Source organism: Sutterella megalosphaeroides, from assembly GCF_003609995.1.
In the GTDB taxonomy this organism is placed as follows: Bacteria; Pseudomonadota; Gammaproteobacteria; order Burkholderiales; family Burkholderiaceae_F; genus Sutterella; species Sutterella megalosphaeroides.
Genome location: NZ_AP018786.1, coordinates 725284 through 743184, shown reverse-complemented (window position 1 = coordinate 743184; position 17901 = coordinate 725284). Strand labels below are relative to the sequence as shown.

General features: G+C 63.8%; 13 protein-coding genes, 1 tRNA gene and 1 pseudogene. 4 read left to right on the top strand and 11 right to left on the bottom strand.

The features are described 5' to 3' along the window. Nucleotides 1–7 precede the first annotated feature (7 nt). Both S6FBBBH3_RS03405 and S6FBBBH3_RS03400 read left to right on the top strand, forming a co-directional pair. Entirely contained in the window at nucleotides 8–679 is a 672-nt protein-coding gene (locus S6FBBBH3_RS03405) for a response regulator transcription factor (RefSeq protein ID WP_120176417.1), read from the top strand. A 27-nt stretch (nucleotides 680–706) separates the two neighbouring features. Beyond that, entirely contained in the window at nucleotides 707–2212 is a 1506-nt protein-coding gene (locus S6FBBBH3_RS03400) for a sensor histidine kinase (protein ID WP_120176416.1), read from the top strand. Nucleotides 2213–2302: 90 nt separating this feature from the next. On the opposite strand, the gene S6FBBBH3_RS03395 is transcribed toward S6FBBBH3_RS03400, so the two are convergent. The 6 genes from S6FBBBH3_RS03395 to argG form a co-directional block, all read right to left on the bottom strand. After that, nucleotides 2303–2731, bottom strand: a complete 429-nt coding sequence (locus S6FBBBH3_RS03395) for a septum formation initiator family protein (RefSeq protein WP_120176415.1) — start codon at nucleotides 2729–2731, stop codon at nucleotides 2303–2305. Between the two features lie 33 nt (nucleotides 2732–2764). Continuing rightward, the gene (gene eno, locus S6FBBBH3_RS03390; RefSeq protein ID WP_120176414.1) at nucleotides 2765–4054 is read right to left on the bottom strand and encodes a phosphopyruvate hydratase; all 1290 of its coding nucleotides are present in this window, start codon (nucleotides 4052–4054) and stop codon (nucleotides 2765–2767) included. 83 nt (nucleotides 4055–4137) lie between these two features. Beyond that, complete coding sequence (gene kdsA, locus S6FBBBH3_RS03385; RefSeq protein ID WP_120176413.1) at nucleotides 4138–4995, bottom strand: 3-deoxy-8-phosphooctulonate synthase; 858 nt, start codon at nucleotides 4993–4995, stop codon at nucleotides 4138–4140. A 133-nt stretch (nucleotides 4996–5128) separates the two neighbouring features. Further along, on the bottom strand, nucleotides 5129–6778 hold the full coding sequence (locus S6FBBBH3_RS03380; protein WP_120176412.1) for a CTP synthase: 1650 nt from the start codon (nucleotides 6776–6778) through the stop codon (nucleotides 5129–5131). 345 nt (nucleotides 6779–7123) lie between these two features. Continuing rightward, nucleotides 7124–8254, bottom strand: a complete 1131-nt coding sequence (locus S6FBBBH3_RS03375; protein WP_120176411.1) for a cation diffusion facilitator family transporter — start codon at nucleotides 8252–8254, stop codon at nucleotides 7124–7126. Nucleotides 8255–8476: 222 nt separating this feature from the next. After that, nucleotides 8477–9805 carry an argininosuccinate synthase gene (gene argG, locus S6FBBBH3_RS03370; RefSeq protein ID WP_120176410.1) on the bottom strand — a complete coding sequence of 443 codons (1329 nt, stop codon included), beginning with the start codon at nucleotides 9803–9805 and terminating at the stop codon, nucleotides 8477–8479. Nucleotides 9806–10436: 631 nt separating this feature from the next. Here argG and ansB point away from each other — a divergent pair. Together ansB and S6FBBBH3_RS03360 are read left to right on the top strand one after the other, a co-directional pair. Next, the gene (ansB, locus tag S6FBBBH3_RS03365) at nucleotides 10437–11480 is read left to right on the top strand and encodes an L-asparaginase 2 (RefSeq protein ID WP_120176409.1); all 1044 of its coding nucleotides are present in this window, start codon (nucleotides 10437–10439) and stop codon (nucleotides 11478–11480) included. Nucleotides 11481–11688: 208 nt separating this feature from the next. Further along, on the top strand, nucleotides 11689–12261 hold the full coding sequence (locus S6FBBBH3_RS03360) for an AAA family ATPase (RefSeq protein ID WP_123957631.1): 573 nt from the start codon (nucleotides 11689–11691) through the stop codon (nucleotides 12259–12261). Nucleotides 12262–12400: 139 nt separating this feature from the next. On the opposite strand, the pseudogene S6FBBBH3_RS11480 reads toward S6FBBBH3_RS03360, so the two are convergent. The 5 genes and pseudogenes from S6FBBBH3_RS11480 to S6FBBBH3_RS03340 form a co-directional block, all read right to left on the bottom strand. Further along, nucleotides 12401–12592 (bottom strand): annotated as a pseudogene (locus S6FBBBH3_RS11480) (IS1634 family transposase); the annotation flags it as partial. Next, the gene (locus tag S6FBBBH3_RS11475) at nucleotides 12577–13068 is read right to left on the bottom strand and encodes a lipocalin family protein (RefSeq protein ID WP_456300514.1); all 492 of its coding nucleotides are present in this window, start codon (nucleotides 13066–13068) and stop codon (nucleotides 12577–12579) included. The gene S6FBBBH3_RS11475 and the pseudogene S6FBBBH3_RS11480, both read right to left, overlap by 16 nt. 691 nt (nucleotides 13069–13759) lie before the next feature. Beyond that, a complete protein-coding gene (gene dcuC, locus S6FBBBH3_RS03350; protein ID WP_120176406.1) occupies nucleotides 13760–15037 on the bottom strand; it encodes a C4-dicarboxylate transporter DcuC in 1278 nt (425 codons plus the stop codon). Between the two features lie 235 nt (nucleotides 15038–15272). Then, nucleotides 15273–15348 (bottom strand) — tRNA-Arg (locus tag S6FBBBH3_RS03345). Nucleotides 15349–15414: 66 nt separating this feature from the next. Further along, a complete protein-coding gene (locus S6FBBBH3_RS03340) occupies nucleotides 15415–17859 on the bottom strand; it encodes an ATP-dependent helicase (RefSeq protein ID WP_232008822.1) in 2445 nt (814 codons plus the stop codon). Between the last annotated feature and the right edge of the window lie 42 nt (nucleotides 17860–17901).

Genomic DNA, 17901 nt, shown 5'->3' with positions numbered 1-17901 from the left:
AGACGTCATGCACATTCTTCTCATCGAGGACGATCCCTTCATCGCCCGCGCCGTCACCGCCGCCCTGGAAAGCGAAGCGCACACCGTGACCTACGCCCCGTCGGGCAAAGACGCGTTTGCCGCGCTGGCGGTGCGACTTCCCGACGCCGTGCTTCTCGACCTCGGACTCCCCGGGATCGACGGCATCGACGTTCTGAAAAGCATCCGCGCCATGCCGGCACCCGCTTCGAACCTTCCCGTCATCATCGTGACGGCGCGCGAAGCGCTTGAGAGCCGCCTCGAAGGGCTCGATGCCGGGGCGGACGACTACCTGCTCAAACCTTTCCACATGTCGGAGCTCCTCGCCCGACTTCGGGCGGTCGTTCGCCGCAAAGGACCGCTTGCGGGCGACGTGCTGCGTGCGGGCCACATCGCGCTCAACACCGTTACCCACACCTGCACGGTCGGCAGCGACGCCGTCACGCTCTCGAAGCGCGAGTACGCGCTCCTTGCGGCGCTTCTCGTACGACCGGGCGCCATTTTGTCCCGCCGGGCACTCGAAGAAAAGCTCTACGCCCCGGGCGACGAACCCGAAAGTAACGCGATCGAATACCTCATTCACGCGCTGCGCAAAAAAATCGGCGCCGAATCGATCGAAAACATCCGCGGACTCGGTTGGCGTATCAAGGCCGACCGATAAGCCCCGGACTCACACCACGGAACCCGCATGTTTCTCTCGACTCTGAGGCGCTCCCTTCTCGGACGGACCCTGGCCGCCGTCGTCACGGTATCGACCCTCTTGATGATGCTCACCGCGGCCGCTCTCTTTTGGTGGGCCCGCGAAGACGCGCTCGCCATGCAGGACGCGCATCTTGCGGACATGACGGCCGCGCTCGCCCGTGCGGACGTAGCGGCGCTCGTCCCCCGGGCGCTCACGATGGACCCGCAACAGTTTGCCGAGCGGATCGAATCGGACGAACCGCTCCCGAGCCGCCACCACCGCATGATGATGCGCGGGATGATGAACCGCATGGGCATGCATCGGGAAACGACCCCGAACGAGCGCCGCACGGCCATTCCCGCGGGCGAATCCGTGCTCGTTCGGCTTATTACCCGTCAGGGGCAGGCGGTGTCGACCACGTTGGAGCACGCCCTCCCCGCAGGACTTTCCACGCTCACGATCAACGGCGAGCCGCACCGCGTATGCCTCGTCTTTTTGCCCAACGGCCGCTACACGGCGCTCGCCGAACCGATGGCGATGCGCGAAGCAACGGTGCTGGAGCAGGCGAAGACCGCGGTGATGCCGCTTCTTGTTTTGCTGCCTCTCCTTCTTTTTGCGATCAGTGCCGTCCTTTGGCGGGCGCTGCGGCCTTTGAACCGCGCCGCTGCCGACGTGAAGGGGCGCTCGGCCACGGACCTCGCGCCCCTCTCCTACGAGGGCGTTCCCTTGGAAATCGCCCCCTTCGTCGAAGCCGTGAACGACCTACTCGCGCGCGTGCAGGCCGCGCGCACGCGCGAAATCCGCTTTACGGCGGATGCCGCGCACGAACTGCGATCGCCGCTTACGTCGCTCACGATCGAGGCCGAGCACCTCAAGCGTCTCAAGCTCTCCGACGAAGCGCGCCCGATCGTCGAAAACCTGGAGTCGGGCCTTGCGCGGTCGGTCCATCAGGTGTCGCAGCTCCTTCTCTTTGCGCGCGCCCAGGCGGGCGAGAGCGCCGCCGTGCTTGCGCGCGACGCCAAACCCTGGTACCTCTCGGAGCTCGTAGGCGAAGTGGTGGAGCCGATCCTCCCCGCCATCGCCGAGAAGTCGATCGGCTTCGAAGTCGAGGGGCTCGATGCCGACACGCCCGAAGCGCCCGTCAAGGGCGTCTCGCGCGCAGCGATTCAGGCGATGATGCGCAACCTCGTCGAAAACGCCGTTCACTACACGCCCGCCCGAGGGGCCGTGACGGTGAGAATCGATCGTTCGGCCGGGAAGCTTTCGATCGTTGTTTCGGATACGGGTCCGGGCATTCCCGAGAGCGAACGCGAACGCGTTTTCGACCCCTTCTACCGCATTGCGGGTTCGGGACTTCCGGGAACGGGCCTGGGGCTTGCGATCGTACGCACCTACGCCGAGATGGTGGGAGCGCGGATCGATCTCGCCGACGCCCGTCCGGGCGAGGTTCCTCCGGGGCTCAAGGCGAGCGTCCTCGTCGAACTTCCTCGCGAATCGACCGAAACCCCGTAAAGCGCGCATCGACCTCAAAGAAAAACGGCATGCCCTTCGCAAAAGGCATGCCGTTTTTCGTTGTCGAGCGCGTCGCCCGGGGGCCCGAAATCACTCGCGGCGGTCCCGCGCCTTCGGCGCCGAGAGGTGCTTCGGCGCGTGGTAGAGGTCCGACTTCTTCGCTTCGAACGTGGGATCGGACCCCGGCTTGATATCGGGCTGCTGATAGTCGGGCATGCTCGCGGCGACCCGATCCCGGGCCGCCTCTTCGCCTTCGAGGCGGAAAAGCACTTCGCGATCCTTCACCATGGTCAAATCCCAGCGTGCGCGCTCTTCGATAGCGTCGCGCTGGTTTTCAAGCGAGTAGAGTTCGGCCGCAAACGCTTCGTTTTGCAGGCGCAGCCGATCGTTCGCGGCCCGTTGGGCCACGAGCGTCTGCTCGAGTTCCTTCAATCGGAACCAGCTTGCGCGACCGGCCCAAAGCTGGTACTGCGTGACGCCGATGCCGAGAAGAAGCAGGACGATGAAGATACGGATCATGGGAGGTGTCTTCTCCGCTCAACGCGCATCGACTCAGCGACGGATCGAGTAGAACGCGTCGCGGCCGGGATAGACGGCCACTTCGGCGAGGTGCTCTTCGATGCGAAGGAGCTGGTTGTACTTGGCCATACGGTCGGAGCGGCTCATCGAGCCCGTCTTGATCTGGCCGGCGTTGAGACCGACGGCGATGTCGGCGATCGTGCTGTCTTCCGTTTCGCCCGAGCGGTGCGAGATGACGGCCGTGTAGCCGGCGCGCTTGGCCATTTCGATCGCTTCGAACGTTTCCGTGAGGGTGCCGATCTGGTTGACCTTGATGAGGATCGAGTTGGCCACGCCCTTTTCGATGCCTTCCTTGAGGATCGCGGGGTTCGTGACGAAGAGGTCGTCGCCGACGAGCTGCACGCGTTCGCCGAGAGCGGCCGTGAGCTTGGCCCAGCCTTCCCAGTCGCCTTCGGCCATGCCGTCTTCGATCGAGATGATCGGGTACTTGTCGCACCAGCCGGCGAGCACTTCGATCCATTCTTCGGCGGTGAGCGCGGCGCCCGAGGACTTCTTCATGACGTACTTGCCGTCGACGAAGAATTCGGACGAAGCGCAGTCGAGCGCGAGCGCGATGTCCTTGCCCGGTTCGTAGCCCGCGGCGCGGATGGCTTCGAGGATGAGTTCGATCGCTTCTTCGTGCGATTCGCACTTGGGAGCGAAACCGCCTTCGTCGCCCACGGCGGTCGACATGCCGCGACCGTTGATGATCTTCTTCAGGGCGTGGAAGGTTTCGGCGCCGTAGCGAAGCGCTTCGCGCAGCGACGGAGCACCCACCGGAATGATCATGAATTCCTGAAGGTCGAGGTTGTTGTTCGCGTGCGCGCCGCCGTTGATGACGTTCATCATCGGGACGGGCATCTGAAGAGCGCCCATGCCGCCGAAGTAGCGGTAGAGGGGTTGGCCGGACTCTTCGGCCGCGGCGCGGGCGACGGCCATCGAGACGGCGAGGATCGCGTTGGCGCCGAGACGGCTCTTGTTGTCCGTGCCGTCGAGCTTGACCATGAGGCGATCGATGTAGGCCTGGTCGGTGGCTTCGAGACCGATCAGCGCGTCGGCGATTTCACCCGAAACGTGACTCACGGCGGTGAGCACGCCCTTGCCGCAGTAGCGCTTCGGATCGTTGTCGCGCAGTTCGATCGCTTCGCGCACGCCCGTCGAGGCGCCCGAGGGAACGGCCGCGCGGCCGACGGCGCCGCTTTCGAGCCAGACTTCGGCTTCGACGGTGGGATTGCCGCGGCTGTCGAGAACTTCACGGCCGATGACATCAATAATGGAACTCATGATGAATCCTTTTCTGGGTTGGAGCGTGAGGTGGAGCGACGTCGCGACCGGAAGTCCCGAAAGAGGCGTCGCTCGAAACGATGTTAGAGAGCGAAGGTGTCTTCGAGGAAGGGACGGCCCTTCACGATGCGGTCGATTTCAACGAGGCTCGTGAGGAGATCCTTCATTCGGTCGAGCGGAACGGCGTTCGGGCCGTCGCTCAGCGCGCAGGCGGGGTTCGGGTGCGTTTCCATGAAGAGACCCGCAACGCCGACGGCAACGGCCGCACGCGCGAGGACGGGCACGAACTGGCGCTGGCCGCCCGAGCAAGTGCCGTTGCCGCCGGGGAGCTGCACGGAGTGCGTGGCGTCGAAGACGACGGGGGCGCCCGTTTCGCGCATGATCGCAAGCGAGCGCATGTCGGAGACGAGGTTCCCGTAGCCGAAGGAGGCGCCGCGTTCGCACACGAGGAAGCGATCGGTCGAAAGACCCGCTTCTTCGGCGGCGGCACGCGCCTTTTCAACGACGTTCTTCATGTCGCCCGGGGCGAGGAACTGACCCTTCTTGATGTTGACGGGTTTGCCCGACATTGCGCAGGCGCGGATGAAGTCCGTCTGACGGCAGAGGAACGCGGGTGTCTGCAGAATATCCGCCACGGCCGCAACCGCAGGAACTTCGGCCTCGGTATGCACGTCCGTGATGACGGGCACTCCCACCTGACGACGCACTTCCTCGAGGATGCGCAGCCCCTCTTCCATGCCGGGACCGCGGAAGCTCTTCCCGGAGGTGCGGTTCGCCTTGTCGTAGCTCGCCTTGAAAACGTAGGGGATGCCGAGTTCGCCCGTCACCTCCTTGAGATGCCCGGCGATGTCGATCGCCATCTGTTCGCCTTCGAGCACGCAGGGGCCCGCCAAAAGAAAGAAGGGGCGGTCAAGCCCGGCTTCGAAACCACACAGCTGCATCGGCAAATTCTCCTCGAAAAAAAACCGACCCCTCGCCCCCGTTCGCGCTAGGCGGGCGGTTGGGTGATCGGGTCGGCGCAACATTCGTGTGTTCGGGACGAAGCCGCGGCTCCGTCCCGATTCGACCTTACGGTCAGTTCGCCTGCTTCGCTTCGGAGCGGGCGATGGCCGCTTCGACATACGCCTTGAAGAGCGGATGACCGAAGCGCGGATTCGACGTGAATTCCGGATGGAACTGCACGGCGAAGAAGAAGGGATGATCGGGCAACTCCATCATTTCGGGGAGGTGTTCGCTCGGCGTCTTGGCCGAAATCACCATGCCCTTTTCTTCGAACTGCGCGACGTAGGCGTTGTTCACTTCGTAGCGGTGACGATGGCGTTCGGCCACGACGTCGCCGTAGATGCGGTGCGCGAGGGTGCCCGGACGAACCGGCACTTCCTGGCGACCGAGACGCATCGTGCCGCCGAGGTCCGACCCTTCGCTGCGCTTCTGGATTTCGCCCGTACGGTCCTTCCACTCGGTGATGAGCGCGACGACGGGATGCGGCGTGTCGGGGTCGAGTTCGGTCGAGTTGGCGCCGCCGAGACCGCAGACGTGGCGGGCGAATTCGATCACCGCCATCTGCATGCCGAGGCAGATGCCGAGGAACGGGATCTTCTTTTCGCGGGCGAACTCGATGGCCTTGATCATGCCTTCGGTGCCGCGCTTGCCGAAGCCGCCCGGAACGAGAATGGCGTCAAGCCCTTCGAGCACGGCCGTACCTTCTTCTTCGATCTTCGTCGAGTCGATGAACTTGGTGCGAACCTTCGTTTCCGTGTGGATGCCGGCGTGCACGAGCGCTTCGTTGAGCGACTTGTAGCTGTCGGCGTAGTCGACGTACTTGCCGACCATACCGATCGTCACTTCGCGCTTCGGGTGCTTGATGTTGTTGACGATGTTTTCCCAGGCCGAGAGGTCGGCGGGCGGCGTTTCGAGACCGAGCTTTTCGCAGACGATGTCGTCGAGCTTCTGGGCGTGGAGCATCAGGGGCACTTCGTAGATCGTCGAAGCGTCGGCCACGCTGATCACGCAGTTCATCGGAACGTTCGAGAAGAGCGAGATCTTCGCGCGTTCGTTTTCGGGGATCATGCGTTCGGCACGGCAAAGGAGCACGTCCGGATAGACGCCTTCTTCGCGCAGCTTCTGCACGGAGTGCTGCGTGGGCTTCGTCTTCAATTCGCCCGCCGAGGCCACCCACGGGCAGAGCGTGAGGTGGATGAAGCAGGTGTTGTTGCGGCCCACGCGGAAGGACATCTGACGCACGGCTTCGACGAAGGGGAGCGATTCGATGTCGCCCACCGTACCGCCGATTTCAACGACGCACACGTCGGGCTTGCCGTCCCAGGCGGAGGAAGCGCCGCGGCCGATGAATTCCTGAATTTCGTTCGTGATGTGCGGGATCACCTGCACGGTCTTGCCGAGGTATTCGCCGCGACGTTCCTTGCGAAGAACGCTTTCGTAGATCTGGCCCGACGTGAAGTTGTTGGGCTTGTGCATCTTCGAGGAGATGAAGCGCTCGTAGTGCCCGAGGTCGAGGTCGGTTTCGGCGCCGTCTTCCGTCACGAACACTTCACCGTGCTGGAAAGGCGACATCGTACCCGGGTCCACGTTGATGTAGGGATCGAGCTTGATCATCGTCACCTTGAGCCCGCGGGATTCGAGGATCGCAGCGAGGGACGCCGCGGCAATGCCCTTACCGAGGGAGGAAACCACGCCGCCCGTCACAAATACATACTTGGTCATGAAACTGTCCGTCCAGCCGAGAAGTGAAGAAAAAATCAAAAACGGTGATTATAACCCGATGTTCGCCGCAAACCGCACGCAAAAGCCCGAGAGGCCGGGCGGAACGCATCCGACCGGCCGGGGTCCGCGGCGCGAGGGCCACATCCGTAAAAGGACCCCGCGAAAGGGGTCCGAATCTGCGTGCTCATTGTAGTAGAAAACACTGAGGAGCCGATAGGTTCAAGCCCCCTTCGAAAGCGCCCGACGAATGGGGCGCGCCGCCCCGAAAGAAAGCGCCCGGACACGAGGGCCGGGCGCTTCGGGAAAAACGGAGGCAGCGGGGCCGAGAGCCCCGGAAGAAACAAATCAGTCGCCGCTTCGGCCGGCTTCCTCGGCTTCTTCTTTGAGGCGCAGATCGCGCTCGGCGCGCTCGATCCGTTCGTCAAGCGCCGCCACGAGTTCGCTCGAACACGTCGTGCAGCCGCGCGCTCCTTTGCCGCAACCGCCGTCGCACCCCGCCTTCTCCTCGCACGTGCAGTCGCAGGCGTCGCCGCACCCTGTTTCGCCGAGCACCCATTCGGGCTGCACCGTCACGTGGTCGATCCCGAAGCGGTCGTGCAGTCCCGTGCGGATCGCATCGAGAATCTTCGGCCAGCAGGCGGGCGACTCGATCTGCACGTGGCACTGGATCGCTCCGTGCCCCGGGCTCATCGTCCAGACGTGCAAGTCGTGCACGTGCCGCACCGAGGGAATCTCTTCGAGGAAGCGCCCCACGTCGTCGAGTTCCACCCCTTCCGGAACGCCGTCGAGCAACACGCGCGAGGCGTCGCGCAGAATTTCGTACGTGGCGTGCAAGAGCATCACGCCCACCAACATCGAGAGAATCGGGTCGATGATCGCGGGGCCGCCCATCCAGATCACGGCGCCCGCCGCGATGGCGGCCACCGACCCCAAGAGGTCCCCCATCACGTGCAGGAGCGCCGCGCGGGTATTGACGTTTTTCTTGTCGCGCGAAAGCGACCAGGCAACGCCGAGGTTGATCACGAGACCGATCGCCGCAATGGCCATCACCGAAAAGCCCGAAACGGGTTCGGGGTTCGAGATGCGCCCGAACGCCTCCCAAAAGAGCCAGACGACGACGCCGAGCATGACGATCCCGTTCACGAAGGCGGCGAGCACTTCGACGCGCCCGTGCCCGAACGAGTGGTCGCGGTCGGCGCCGCGCTGTGCGATCAGGTTGGCGATCAGCGCGAAAAGAAGACTCGCCGAGTCGGTCACCATGTGACCCGCGTCGCCGATCAGCGCGAGCGAATTGCTCCAGAGGCCGCCCAGGAGTTCGATGAAGGAAAAAGTGAGGGTGAGGCCCACCGCAACGCCGAGGACGGATTTTTTCGTCTTTTCGGCGGCGTGCCCCCAGGCACTGTCGCCCCGGCCGTGACCGGTGTAGTCGTGCGAAGCCGTCTGCGGCATGTCGCCGTCCGTGTGTCGTTCGCTCATGGTGTGTACTTCTGTTCGGATGGTTGGGTCGGTTCTTTCGTCGGCATCGCGTGTCCGACGGGACATTTGCGCATGTTACTCCCTTGCCCGGCGGTTGCCGCCGCGCAGGCCCCGGGAGTTCGCAAAGCAAAGACGCCGCCGGACGGAAATCGCTTTCCGTCCGGCGGCGCTCTCAATCGTAGTCTTCAACAACGCTCCGAAGAGCGTTTGCGTCCTTGCGGCTTAGCGACCGAGCATCGGGGTGACGTCGTCGGGACCCGCGGCGAGGAGACCGGCCTTCGAGTAGATGCCGAGCTTCTGACGCGTGTCGACGATGTCGAGGTTGCGCATCGTGAGCTGACCGATACGGTCGACGGCCGTGAACATCGAGTCGCCCTTTTCCATCGTGAGGCGCGAGGGTTCGTACGTAAGGTTCGGGCTCACGGTGTTGAGGATCGAGTAGTCGTTGCCGCGGCGCAGTTCGAGCGTAACTTCGCCCGTGACGGCACGCGCCACCCAGTGCATGGCGCTTTCGCGCAGCATGATCGCCTGGCTGTCGAACCAGCGGCCCTGGTAGAGGAGGCGACCGAGCTTGATGCCGTTGATGCGGTACTGTTCGATCGTGTCTTCGTTGTGGATACCGGTGACGAGACGTTCGTAGGCGATGAAGAGAAGCGCCATCCCCGGGGCTTCGTAGATGCCGCGGCTCTTCGCTTCGATGATGCGGTTTTCGATCTGGTCGGACATGCCGAGACCGTGACGGCCGCCCACGCGGTTGGCTTCTTCCATGAGCGCGACGCGGTCGGAGAAGCGCTGGCCGTTGATCGCCACCGGCATGCCTTCTTCAAAGGCCACGGTCACGACTTCGGGCTTGACGTCGCAGTCTTCCTTCCAGAAGGGAACGCCCATGATCGGTTCGACGATCTTGATGCTCGAGGAGAGCTCTTCGAGGTCCTTCGCTTCGTGCGTGGCGCCGAGCATGTTCGAGTCGGTCGAATAGGCCTTTTCGGCGCTCATGCGGTAGTTGAAGCCTTCGGCCTGAAGGAAGGCGGACATTTCGGCGCGGCCGCCGAGTTCCGAGATGAACTGCGTGTCGAGCCAGGGCTTGTAGATCTTGAGGTTCGGATTCGCAAGGAGACCGTAACGGTAGAAGCGTTCGATGTCGTTGCCCTTGTAGGTCGAGCCGTCGCCCCAGATGTGCACGCCGTCTTCGCGCATGGCGGCAACGAGCATCGTGCCCGTCACGGCGCGGCCGATCGGCGTCGTGTTGAAGTAGAGCTGACCGCCCGTCGAGATGTGGAAGGCGCCCGACTGGATGGCGGCGATGCCTTCGTTGACGAGCTGCGGACGGCAGTCGATCAGGCGGGCGTTTTCGGCGCCGTACTCCATGGCGCGACGCGGAATGGCTTCGTAGTCCTTTTCGTCGGGCTGGCCGAGGTTGGCGGTGTAGGCGTAGGGGAGAGCACCCTTATTTTTCATCCAACGAAGAGCAGCGCTCGTATCAAGGCCGCCGGAAAACGCGATGCCGACCTTCTGACCGACCGGAACGCTTTGCAGAATCGTTTGAGACATGTATCCACTCCAAGGAATCGCGGGGCGCCTACGGCCCCTGGCATAGGGTCAAGAGCCCGGGACGGCTCTCGTGTTTTTGGATTCTACTGAGGAAGCGGATGCGTCTTACGAGAACGCGGAATCAAAAACGGGAACTCTTGATACACCTTCGCAAGGCGTCGAATAAGGAGAAATTTGGTCGACAATACCCCGACTCTCGGGCGACTTCAAATCGCGGGAAAACCCTGGAAACTAAGGCATTTAGCCTAATTTGCCCTCAGCCTCGCGAGGGCGTTTTCGGGCGAAATCGCTGTGTGACTTTTTCGGCGCCGGAGGGGCTCGCGGACGGGGTGCCGCCCCCCCGCGCGCGGGGGGTCCCATCGGCGGGGACCGAATTTTACACACACTAGGCACTTTTGCCTATTGGGAAGAACCTATTTTTCGCATTATTCCTCCGTGGATCAAATGTGCTCCCGCTTTTTGCAGGGTCCTACACGTCGACTCTCTACACTGCGAGCTGACACGCGGCGTCCGCCCTTTCTCGACCACCGGGACGCCGCTCACCCGTTCGAGCGGGCGGCCGGATTTCGACCACACCCTGCGGCTCACGCCGCACCGGACGCCCCCGACGAATCCAAAGGAGCTTTCGATTATGAAACTGAAGACCACCCTTCTCAGCCTCGCCCTCGTTGCCGCTTCGGGTGCCGCCATGGCTCTGCCGAACATCGCCGTGCTCGCCACGGGCGGTACGATCGCCGGTGCGGGCGCGAGCTCGACGGGTTCGGCCTATTCCGCCGGCAAGGTGTCCGTCAACCACCTCGTCGACGCCGTTCCCGAACTCGCCAAGATCGCCAACGTCACGCCGGTTCAGGTGACAAACATCGGCTCTCAGGACATGTCCGACGAAGTCTGGCTCAAGCTCGCCAAGACGATCAACAGCGACTGCGGCAAGTACGACGGCTTCGTGATCACGCACGGCACGGACACGATGGAAGAAACGGCCTACTTCCTGCAGCTCACCTCGAAGTGCAGCAAGCCCGTGGTGATGGTCGGCGCCATGCTGCCCTCGACGGGTCTTTCCGCCGACGGTCCGCGCAACCTCTACAACGCCGTTCTGACGGCCGCCGAACCTGAAACGGCCAAGATGGGCGTCGTCGTCGCCATGGACAACATCGTCGTGGGTGCCCGCGACGTCATCAAGACCAACACGGTTCAGCCCGAAACGTTCCAGGGTGCGAACTTCGGCAAGCTCGGCACGATCTTCAACAACAAGGTCGAGTACGAAGTGACCCCGGTTCGCAAGCACACGACGGAAACCCCGTTTGACGTTTCGAAGCTCGACGCGCTGCCCAAGGTCGGCATCGTCTACAACCACGCCGGCGTCGAAGGCGTTCAGGCCGAAGCGCTCGTGAAGGCGGGCTACAAGGGCATCGTGAATGCGGGCGTCGGCAACGGCAACATCCACAAGTCCGTCTGGCCGATCCTCGAAAAGGCCGCCAAGGACGGCATCGTCGTGGTTCGCTCCTCGCGCGTTCCGACGGGCGCCACCACGAAGGAAGCCGAAGTCGACGACCAGAAGATGGGCTGGGTGGCCTCCGGTTCGCTCAATCCTCAGAAGGCCCGCGTGCTCCTGCAGCTCGCTCTGACGAAGACGACCGACTGGAAGGAAGTCCAGAAGTACTTCGATCTCTACTAATCGACGTACGGCGTGCGGACCGTCCCCGACGGTCCGCCGAAACACCTGAAACGGTTGAACGTTCGGAAGGTCCCGAAGCCCCGCAGCTTCGGGGCCTTTTTGTTGGGTACGGAGACGAACCGCCACGGCGCTCGGTATCCTTCGGGTGTCGTCCCTCAACGCTTCGTCACCTCTTCGACGCCTCTTCGACGCTTCCTCGATTTCGACCATGGTTCTTTTCATCTACGGCCCCACGCACGCGGGAAAAACGCTCCTTGCCCGACGACTCGCCCGCGAGACGGGGGCGCTCGTCCTCTCGCTCGACCTTCTGAAGATGGGACTCATTCGCTCGGGAATGCTCCCCTGCACGCCGCTTGAGGACGAGAAAATCGAGGCGCTCATGTGGCCCGCGGTGCGCGAGCTCGTGCGAACGGCGCTCGAAAACGACGAAGATCTCGTCGTCGAAGGCGACTACGTGCCGGCCGAGTGGCGCGGGGATTTCGAGGCGGACGCCGCCGTCGGCGCTCTCACACTCGTCTTTTCGGAGCGGTACGTCGAAGAGGAATTCGACGCGATCCTCGCTCATGCCGAAGCGGCCCGTCGGAGGCTTGCAAAAGGAGAAGAGCACGTAACGCGCGAGGAACTTCGGGCGGCGCACGCCGCGGCACGGAATCGCGCCCAACGGGCGGGCGACGAGGTGCTGCTCGTCGACGGGAATTACGAAGGGACGGTGGCAGCGTGGCTTGCCGTCGCACGGGAGCGCTTTCTCCGCCGTTCGGGAGCCGGGAGCGGGCGCGTCTGATTCCGGGTTTGGCGTCCGGAAAGTGAAAAGGCCACGGGTTCGTTCGCGGCCTTTCGTTTTCCCGAGTTTGACAGTTCAAAATGGCGAGAAACCTTGCCCGGCAAGGGGTCTCGCTTGTTTTTCCACCGTTCGCAAGCTGTTATAAGGCCCAAACCCTCACGCTGAGTGCGCGCTTTACGTCCGCCTCTCGCGCAAGACCCGGCAACGGTTTCAGTCCGGCCGCTCTTGCTGGGGTCTCGAAATCGCCCGCGGTGTTGGATTTCGTACAGAACTTCTCGCCGTCCGGCAACTGCACTTCCGTCAACGTTGCCTCGCTCAGCGCTTCGAGAAGCGGTGCACGAGCACGCCCTGGCGGATCGCGAGCGTCGTGTCGGTCGACTCGATCACGTCGAAGTCAAGTGCGAAGGGAACGCTCACGCCGCCCGCCGTGTCGTCGCCGAAGACCGTGAGGGTCGAGCCCTGAAGCTTCCAGCGCTTCGCGTCCAGGGAGCCCATGTTGAAGGAGACGGCCGAGCCGTCCGCCCGGAAGTCGAACCCGCGCACCGCGCGGCTCGACCCCGGCACCGCTTCGCGCCAGACGCCCGCGACCCGCTCGGGCGCGGTCTCGACGGCGGGCGCCGCGAGGTCCGCTTCGCTCACGGGAGCGGTCGCACCGTAGGTGACGGTTTCGGTCGAGGGGCCCGTCGCTTCGTACGTGACGGAGGGACCCGACGCGGGCTCTTCGGAAGCGTTGCCGCCGAAGAAGCTCCCGAAAAAGCCCGAGGAGCGTTCGCTCTTTTCCTCGGGTTCCGCCGCTTCGCCCGCCATCGGCTGCGGCTTTTTGCCATCCTTCCATTCGCGCCAGGAAATCGACTTGCGCGCGCCCGTTGCGGACATGTCGACGCGGGCGGGAAGACCCGCGCGTTCGTCGGCAAGCGCCGCGGCTTCGCGACGACGTTCGTCTTCGGGACGAACGACTTCGGGCGAGGCGACGGCCTCGGTTTCGGCGGCGGGTTCAGTCGCGGCGGGCGTTTCCGTCGGTGCGGGCTCGGAAGCGGGCTCGGTTGCACGCGGCTCTTCGGCGGGCTCGGCGACCGGCGCGGCGGCTTCGACCGGTTCGTTCGTTTCGACGGACGCCGCGGCCGCAGGAGCCTGCGTCGTCACCGCGGGCGTCATCACGTCCGCGGGCGCGGGCACGTTCGGAGCCGGCAGGCGCTCGGCGGGCCGCTCAAGGCTTTCGAAGCGGGGCTCGTTGTCGTCCCAGGCGTCGGCAATGGTGCCGCACCCCGAGAGGAGGCCGGCAAAGAGAAGACTGATCGTAAGCGCAAGAGCGGTTTGACGGGGCATGAGCGGATCCTCGACGGTCCTTCGGAATTCGGAAGATTGGAATTTTAACGGAAGGAACCGTCCGAACCCGAGTCCGTTCGACCAAAAATAGAAAGCCCCCGACGGATGCGGGGGCTTTTCGGGAAGACAGCGCCCGGCCCCTCGGGGCCCGGGCACGTGTTCCTCACGGCGATCAGCTGATCACGTAGAGCACGACGAGTGCGAGCAACATGACCGGAGCCGTACGCTTCACGACTTCGATCGGGGAGACGCCCGCGATACCCGCCGCGACGATCATCCCGCCGGCGAGCGGCGAGGAAGCGCGACCGAAGGCGCCCGCGATCGAGGCGAGGTAGCCGAGGTCGGGAATCGTCATGCCGAACTGAGCGGCGTGCGGCGTCACGGCTTCATTGAAGGCGAAGGTCGCCGCGTCGCCCGAACCGGTCATCACGCCGAGCACGTAGGGGCCGATGGCGGCGCCGAGCTTGGCGACTTCGCTCGAGTGGCGCAGGTAGTCGACGAAGACGTCGATCACGCCGCAGGAGCGCAGACCCGCGGCGAAGACGCCCGCCGCGATGATGATGCCGATGATGTTGCCGTAGCCGCGGCCCATGCCGTCGAAGAACTTCTTCGTGATGTCGGCGGGGTTGCTACGAGTGACGGCGATCGCGTAGACGGCGCCGATCAGCATGGCCGTGGCCACCGAAAGCTTGAGTTCGGGCGCCCAGATCGAGAAGCCGAGAAGAATCACCACCGGAAGAAGCGGAGCGAACGCAAAGAGAAGGTTTGCCTTTTCGGGAAGTTCGGGACCCTTCGAAACGTCAATGCCCGCAATCGACGAGCCTTCGAAGCCGCCCTTCTTGTAGTCCTTGTAGGCAAAGCAGAGGAGCGTCATGAAGATCGTGATCACGAAGAGAAGGCCGATCGTGCGGGGAGCCGTCGCGTAGATGTACTCCATGATCGGCATCTCGGCGAGCTTCGAGATGAAGACGTTGTGCGAGGTGCCGGGCGACAGGAACCCCGGAACGGTCGAACCCGCCACGGCCGCGGCAGCGATCGCCGGATGGAAGCCCGCGCGCACCATGAGGATGATCATCGTCGGACCGACCGCGGCGCACAAGCCCGCGAAGGACGAAATCGCCACCGAGATGAAGCCCGTAACGAGCATGCAGCAGGGCAGCAGCAACACGCCGAGCGTGCGAAGCGGCTTCGTCAGCAGAGACACGAGGTGCAGGTCGCACTTCGTGAGCGACATCACGCCCGCAAAGCCCATCGACGAGCAGATCGCGATGATGAGCGAGGCGTTCGTCATCGACTTGTCGAACTGCTTGAAGGCGGCCATCGGATCGAGCGCGAGAAGCGTCATCACGAAGCCCGCCGTAAGAAGCACGAGTCGGGTCTCGTAGCGTTTGATAAGCGCGGCGATCGTCAGAACGACGATCACGAGCGCGGCCCAGAAAGTCCAGGTCATGAAGCTCTCCTTGGTGAAACGGGGGGTCGAACCGCACGGCCCCCTTCAAGGGCGGCTCGTGCGACGTTGGCGGCATTCTATCCGCCGTCCGACGCACCCCTGATGGTGAAAACCCGCGGTCGCCTAAAACACTAGTGTTAACCCGAATACGGGTTCGGCAAACCGAGGGAAAACAAGCTCCGACGATACAAAAAAAAGCCTCCCGTTGTGAGGAGGCTTCTTTCGTACGGATTCTTGGCGGGGCCGCCGGGACTCGAACCCAGATCCGTCCCTTAGGAGGGGACAGTTCTATCCTGTTGAACTACGGCTCCGCGCAATGAGCGTGGATTCTAGCACGGACCGCCCGATTGCTCGGGCGGCGATTTTGCGTTTTCCCGTCAGTCGAGTCGGTGGAGCTTGGGGCCGGCGATCGCAAGGAGCAGTTCCTTTTCGCCGCGAGTCGAGAAACGAATGCGGATGCGGGCCTGCGAGCCCGTGCCCGTGACGGAGAGGACCGTCCCTTCGCCGAAGACGTCGTGACGGAGGAGTTCCCCCGGGTGCCAGCCCGCTTCGGCGGCGCTGCGCTCGGCGGCGCGCTTCAAAACGGGTTCGTCCTTGAAGCCGACGCGCGCCCCGGAGAGGGTCTTCCTGGAGGCGCCGTAAGCGGCGCGCGCTTCGCCCGCGTCGGACCGTCCGTAGGAAGAGCTGCGCCCGTAGCCGCCCGAGCCGTAGGAGCTCGATCCCCCCGACCGACCCGATCCGTACGCGTTCGAGCGGCGCGAGCCGCCGAAGGTGGGCCGCTCCCAGCGGTCCTCGTCGCGGTCGCGGAAGCGGCTCCGGCCCGAACCCTCTTCGAGCTCGCGCACATCGAGAAGTTCTTCGGGGATTTCGTCGACGAAGCTCGAAAGCTTGTTCGAGTAATGGTCCCCGTGCATGAAGCGGCTCTGCGCGTGCGTGATGACGAGCGACTCCTTCGCGCGGGTGATCGCCACGTACATGAGGCGGCGCTCTTCGTCGAGCCCGCCGCGACCGTTCTTGTCGCCGTTGATGGCGGAAAAGTGCGGGAAGATCCCCTCTTCGGCACCGATGATGTAGACGTACGGGAATTCAAGACCTTTGGCCGCGTGCACGGTCATGATCTGCACGGCGTCGACGTCGTTGCCTTCGTTCTTGTCGCCCGCTTCGAGCGTCGCCTGCGTGAGGAACCCCTGCAGAGGCGTGGGCGACTCGTCGTTATAGACGGACATCGCCGGCTGATCCTCGGGGATTTCTTCGTTTTTGAGGTACCCGAGTGCGGCCGCCATCGTTTCTTCCATGTTGGCGATGCGGTCTTCGCCGTCCTTTTCGGTCTCGTAGTGCGCGCGCAGGCCCGAGCCGTTCAAAACGAGCTTGATCGTGTCGACGAGCGAAAGCCCCGCTTGCGCGGTCTTGTCGCGCATCGCCTGCACGAGCGACGCGAACGCCATCAGCTTCGGGGGCTTCGGAATCGTTTCGTCGCAGATCGCGCCCCAGAGCGAGAAACCCTTGGCGCGCGCGGCGATCGTGAGGGTTTCGATCGTCTTCGGACCGATCCCTCGGGCGGGGAAATTGACGACGCGCAAAAAGCTCGTGTCGTCGCTCGGGTTGTCGAGAAGACGCAGGTACGCGAGCACGTGCTTCACTTCGGCGCGCTCGAAGAAGCGTTGGCCGCCATAAACGCGGAACGGAATCCCGAACCCCGCAAAGGCCGTTTCAATGGCGCGCGACTGCGCGTTCGTGCGGTAAAGGATCGCGAAGTCGCGCCACGTGCGGGAGCGCTCGCGCTCGGCCTTCACCTGGTAGCCCACCCATTCGGCTTCGGCCCGGTCGTCTTCGAGTTCTTTGACGACGATGCGGCGGCCGCGCACGCCCGAAGTCCAAAGCTCCTTCCCGAGGCGCCCGGAATTGTGGGCAATGAGCGCGTTGGCCGCATCGAGAATCACGCCCGTCGAGCGGTAGTTCTGCTCCAGGCGGATCGGTTCCGCGACGGCGTAGTCCCGCAAAAAGTCCGCCATGTTCCCGACGTTCGCGCCGCGGAAGGCGTAAATCGACTGGTCGTCGTCGCCCACGGCGAAGACGGCGTTTTTCGAGAGCCCGTGCGGCCCGCGGCCGCACCCCGAGAGGAGCTGGAGCCACCGGTACTGAAGGATGTTCGTATCCTGGAATTCGTCGACGAGGATGTGGCGGAAGCGCTCCTGGTAGTGGGCGCGGATCACTTCGTTGCGCTCCAGGAGTTCGTAGCAGCGAAGAAGCAGCTCCGCAAAGTCCACCACGCCCTCGCGCTGGCAGGTCTGCTCGTAGACCGCGTAGACGTTGCGGGTTTCGCGGTCGGCGTCGTCGTCCGTGAGGTGCCCGGAGCGAAGGCCGTGTTCCTTCGACCAGTTGATGACGTTCACGACGTACTTCGGATCGACCTTTTCGGGGTCGAGGTTGAGTTCCCTCAAGACGCGCTTGACGAGCGACAACTGATCGCTCGAATCGAGAATCTGAAAGGTTTTCGGCAGGTTCGCTTCTTCCGCATGGCGTCGAAGAATGCGGTTGCAGAGCCCGTGGAAGGTCCCCACCCACATGTAGCGCAAGTCGTAGGGGAGCATCGCCTCCAGGCGCGTGAGCATTTCCTTTGCGGCCTTGTTCGTGAAGGTCACGGCGAGAATCTCGCTCGTCGACGTCATCTTCTCGCGAAGAAGGTAGGCGATGCGGGTCGTTAGAACGCGCGTCTTCCCGGAGCCCGCCCCGGCGAGAATGAGGATGCTTTTCTCGGGAGCCGTAACGGCTTCGAGCTGCCGCGGGTTGAGGCCAGCCAAAAGAGTATCGGACACGGACATGAAGGGAATTCCTGCTTGAAAAAGAGAAAGCGCCCGAAACCC

Excerpts from the sequence above, each read along its gene's own strand:
- ansB (WP_120176409.1), top strand. The coding sequence starts at position 10,437 with ATGAAACTGAAGACCACCCTTCTCAGCCTCGCCCTCGTTGCCGCTTCG.
- S6FBBBH3_RS03405 (WP_120176417.1), top strand. The coding sequence starts at position 8 with ATGCACATTCTTCTCATCGAGGACGATCCCTTCATCGCCCGCGCCGTC.
- kdsA (WP_120176413.1), bottom strand. The coding sequence starts at position 4,995 with ATGCAGCTGTGTGGTTTCGAAGCCGGGCTTGACCGCCCCTTCTTTCTT.
- S6FBBBH3_RS11475 (WP_456300514.1), bottom strand. The coding sequence starts at position 13,068 with ATGGCGGGCGAAGCGGCGGAACCCGAGGAAAAGAGCGAACGCTCCTCG.
- eno (WP_120176414.1), bottom strand. The coding sequence starts at position 4,054 with ATGAGTTCCATTATTGATGTCATCGGCCGTGAAGTTCTCGACAGCCGC.
- S6FBBBH3_RS03395 (WP_120176415.1), bottom strand. The coding sequence starts at position 2,731 with ATGATCCGTATCTTCATCGTCCTGCTTCTTCTCGGCATCGGCGTCACG.
- S6FBBBH3_RS03340 (WP_232008822.1), bottom strand. The coding sequence starts at position 17,859 with ATGTCCGTGTCCGATACTCTTTTGGCTGGCCTCAACCCGCGGCAGCTC.
- S6FBBBH3_RS03375 (WP_120176411.1), bottom strand. The coding sequence starts at position 8,254 with ATGAGCGAACGACACACGGACGGCGACATGCCGCAGACGGCTTCGCAC.
- S6FBBBH3_RS03360 (WP_123957631.1), top strand. The coding sequence starts at position 11,689 with ATGGTTCTTTTCATCTACGGCCCCACGCACGCGGGAAAAACGCTCCTT.
- argG (WP_120176410.1), bottom strand. The coding sequence starts at position 9,805 with ATGTCTCAAACGATTCTGCAAAGCGTTCCGGTCGGTCAGAAGGTCGGC.
- S6FBBBH3_RS03400 (WP_120176416.1), top strand. The coding sequence starts at position 707 with ATGTTTCTCTCGACTCTGAGGCGCTCCCTTCTCGGACGGACCCTGGCC.
- dcuC (WP_120176406.1), bottom strand. The coding sequence starts at position 15,037 with ATGACCTGGACTTTCTGGGCCGCGCTCGTGATCGTCGTTCTGACGATC.
- S6FBBBH3_RS03380 (WP_120176412.1), bottom strand. The coding sequence starts at position 6,778 with ATGACCAAGTATGTATTTGTGACGGGCGGCGTGGTTTCCTCCCTCGGT.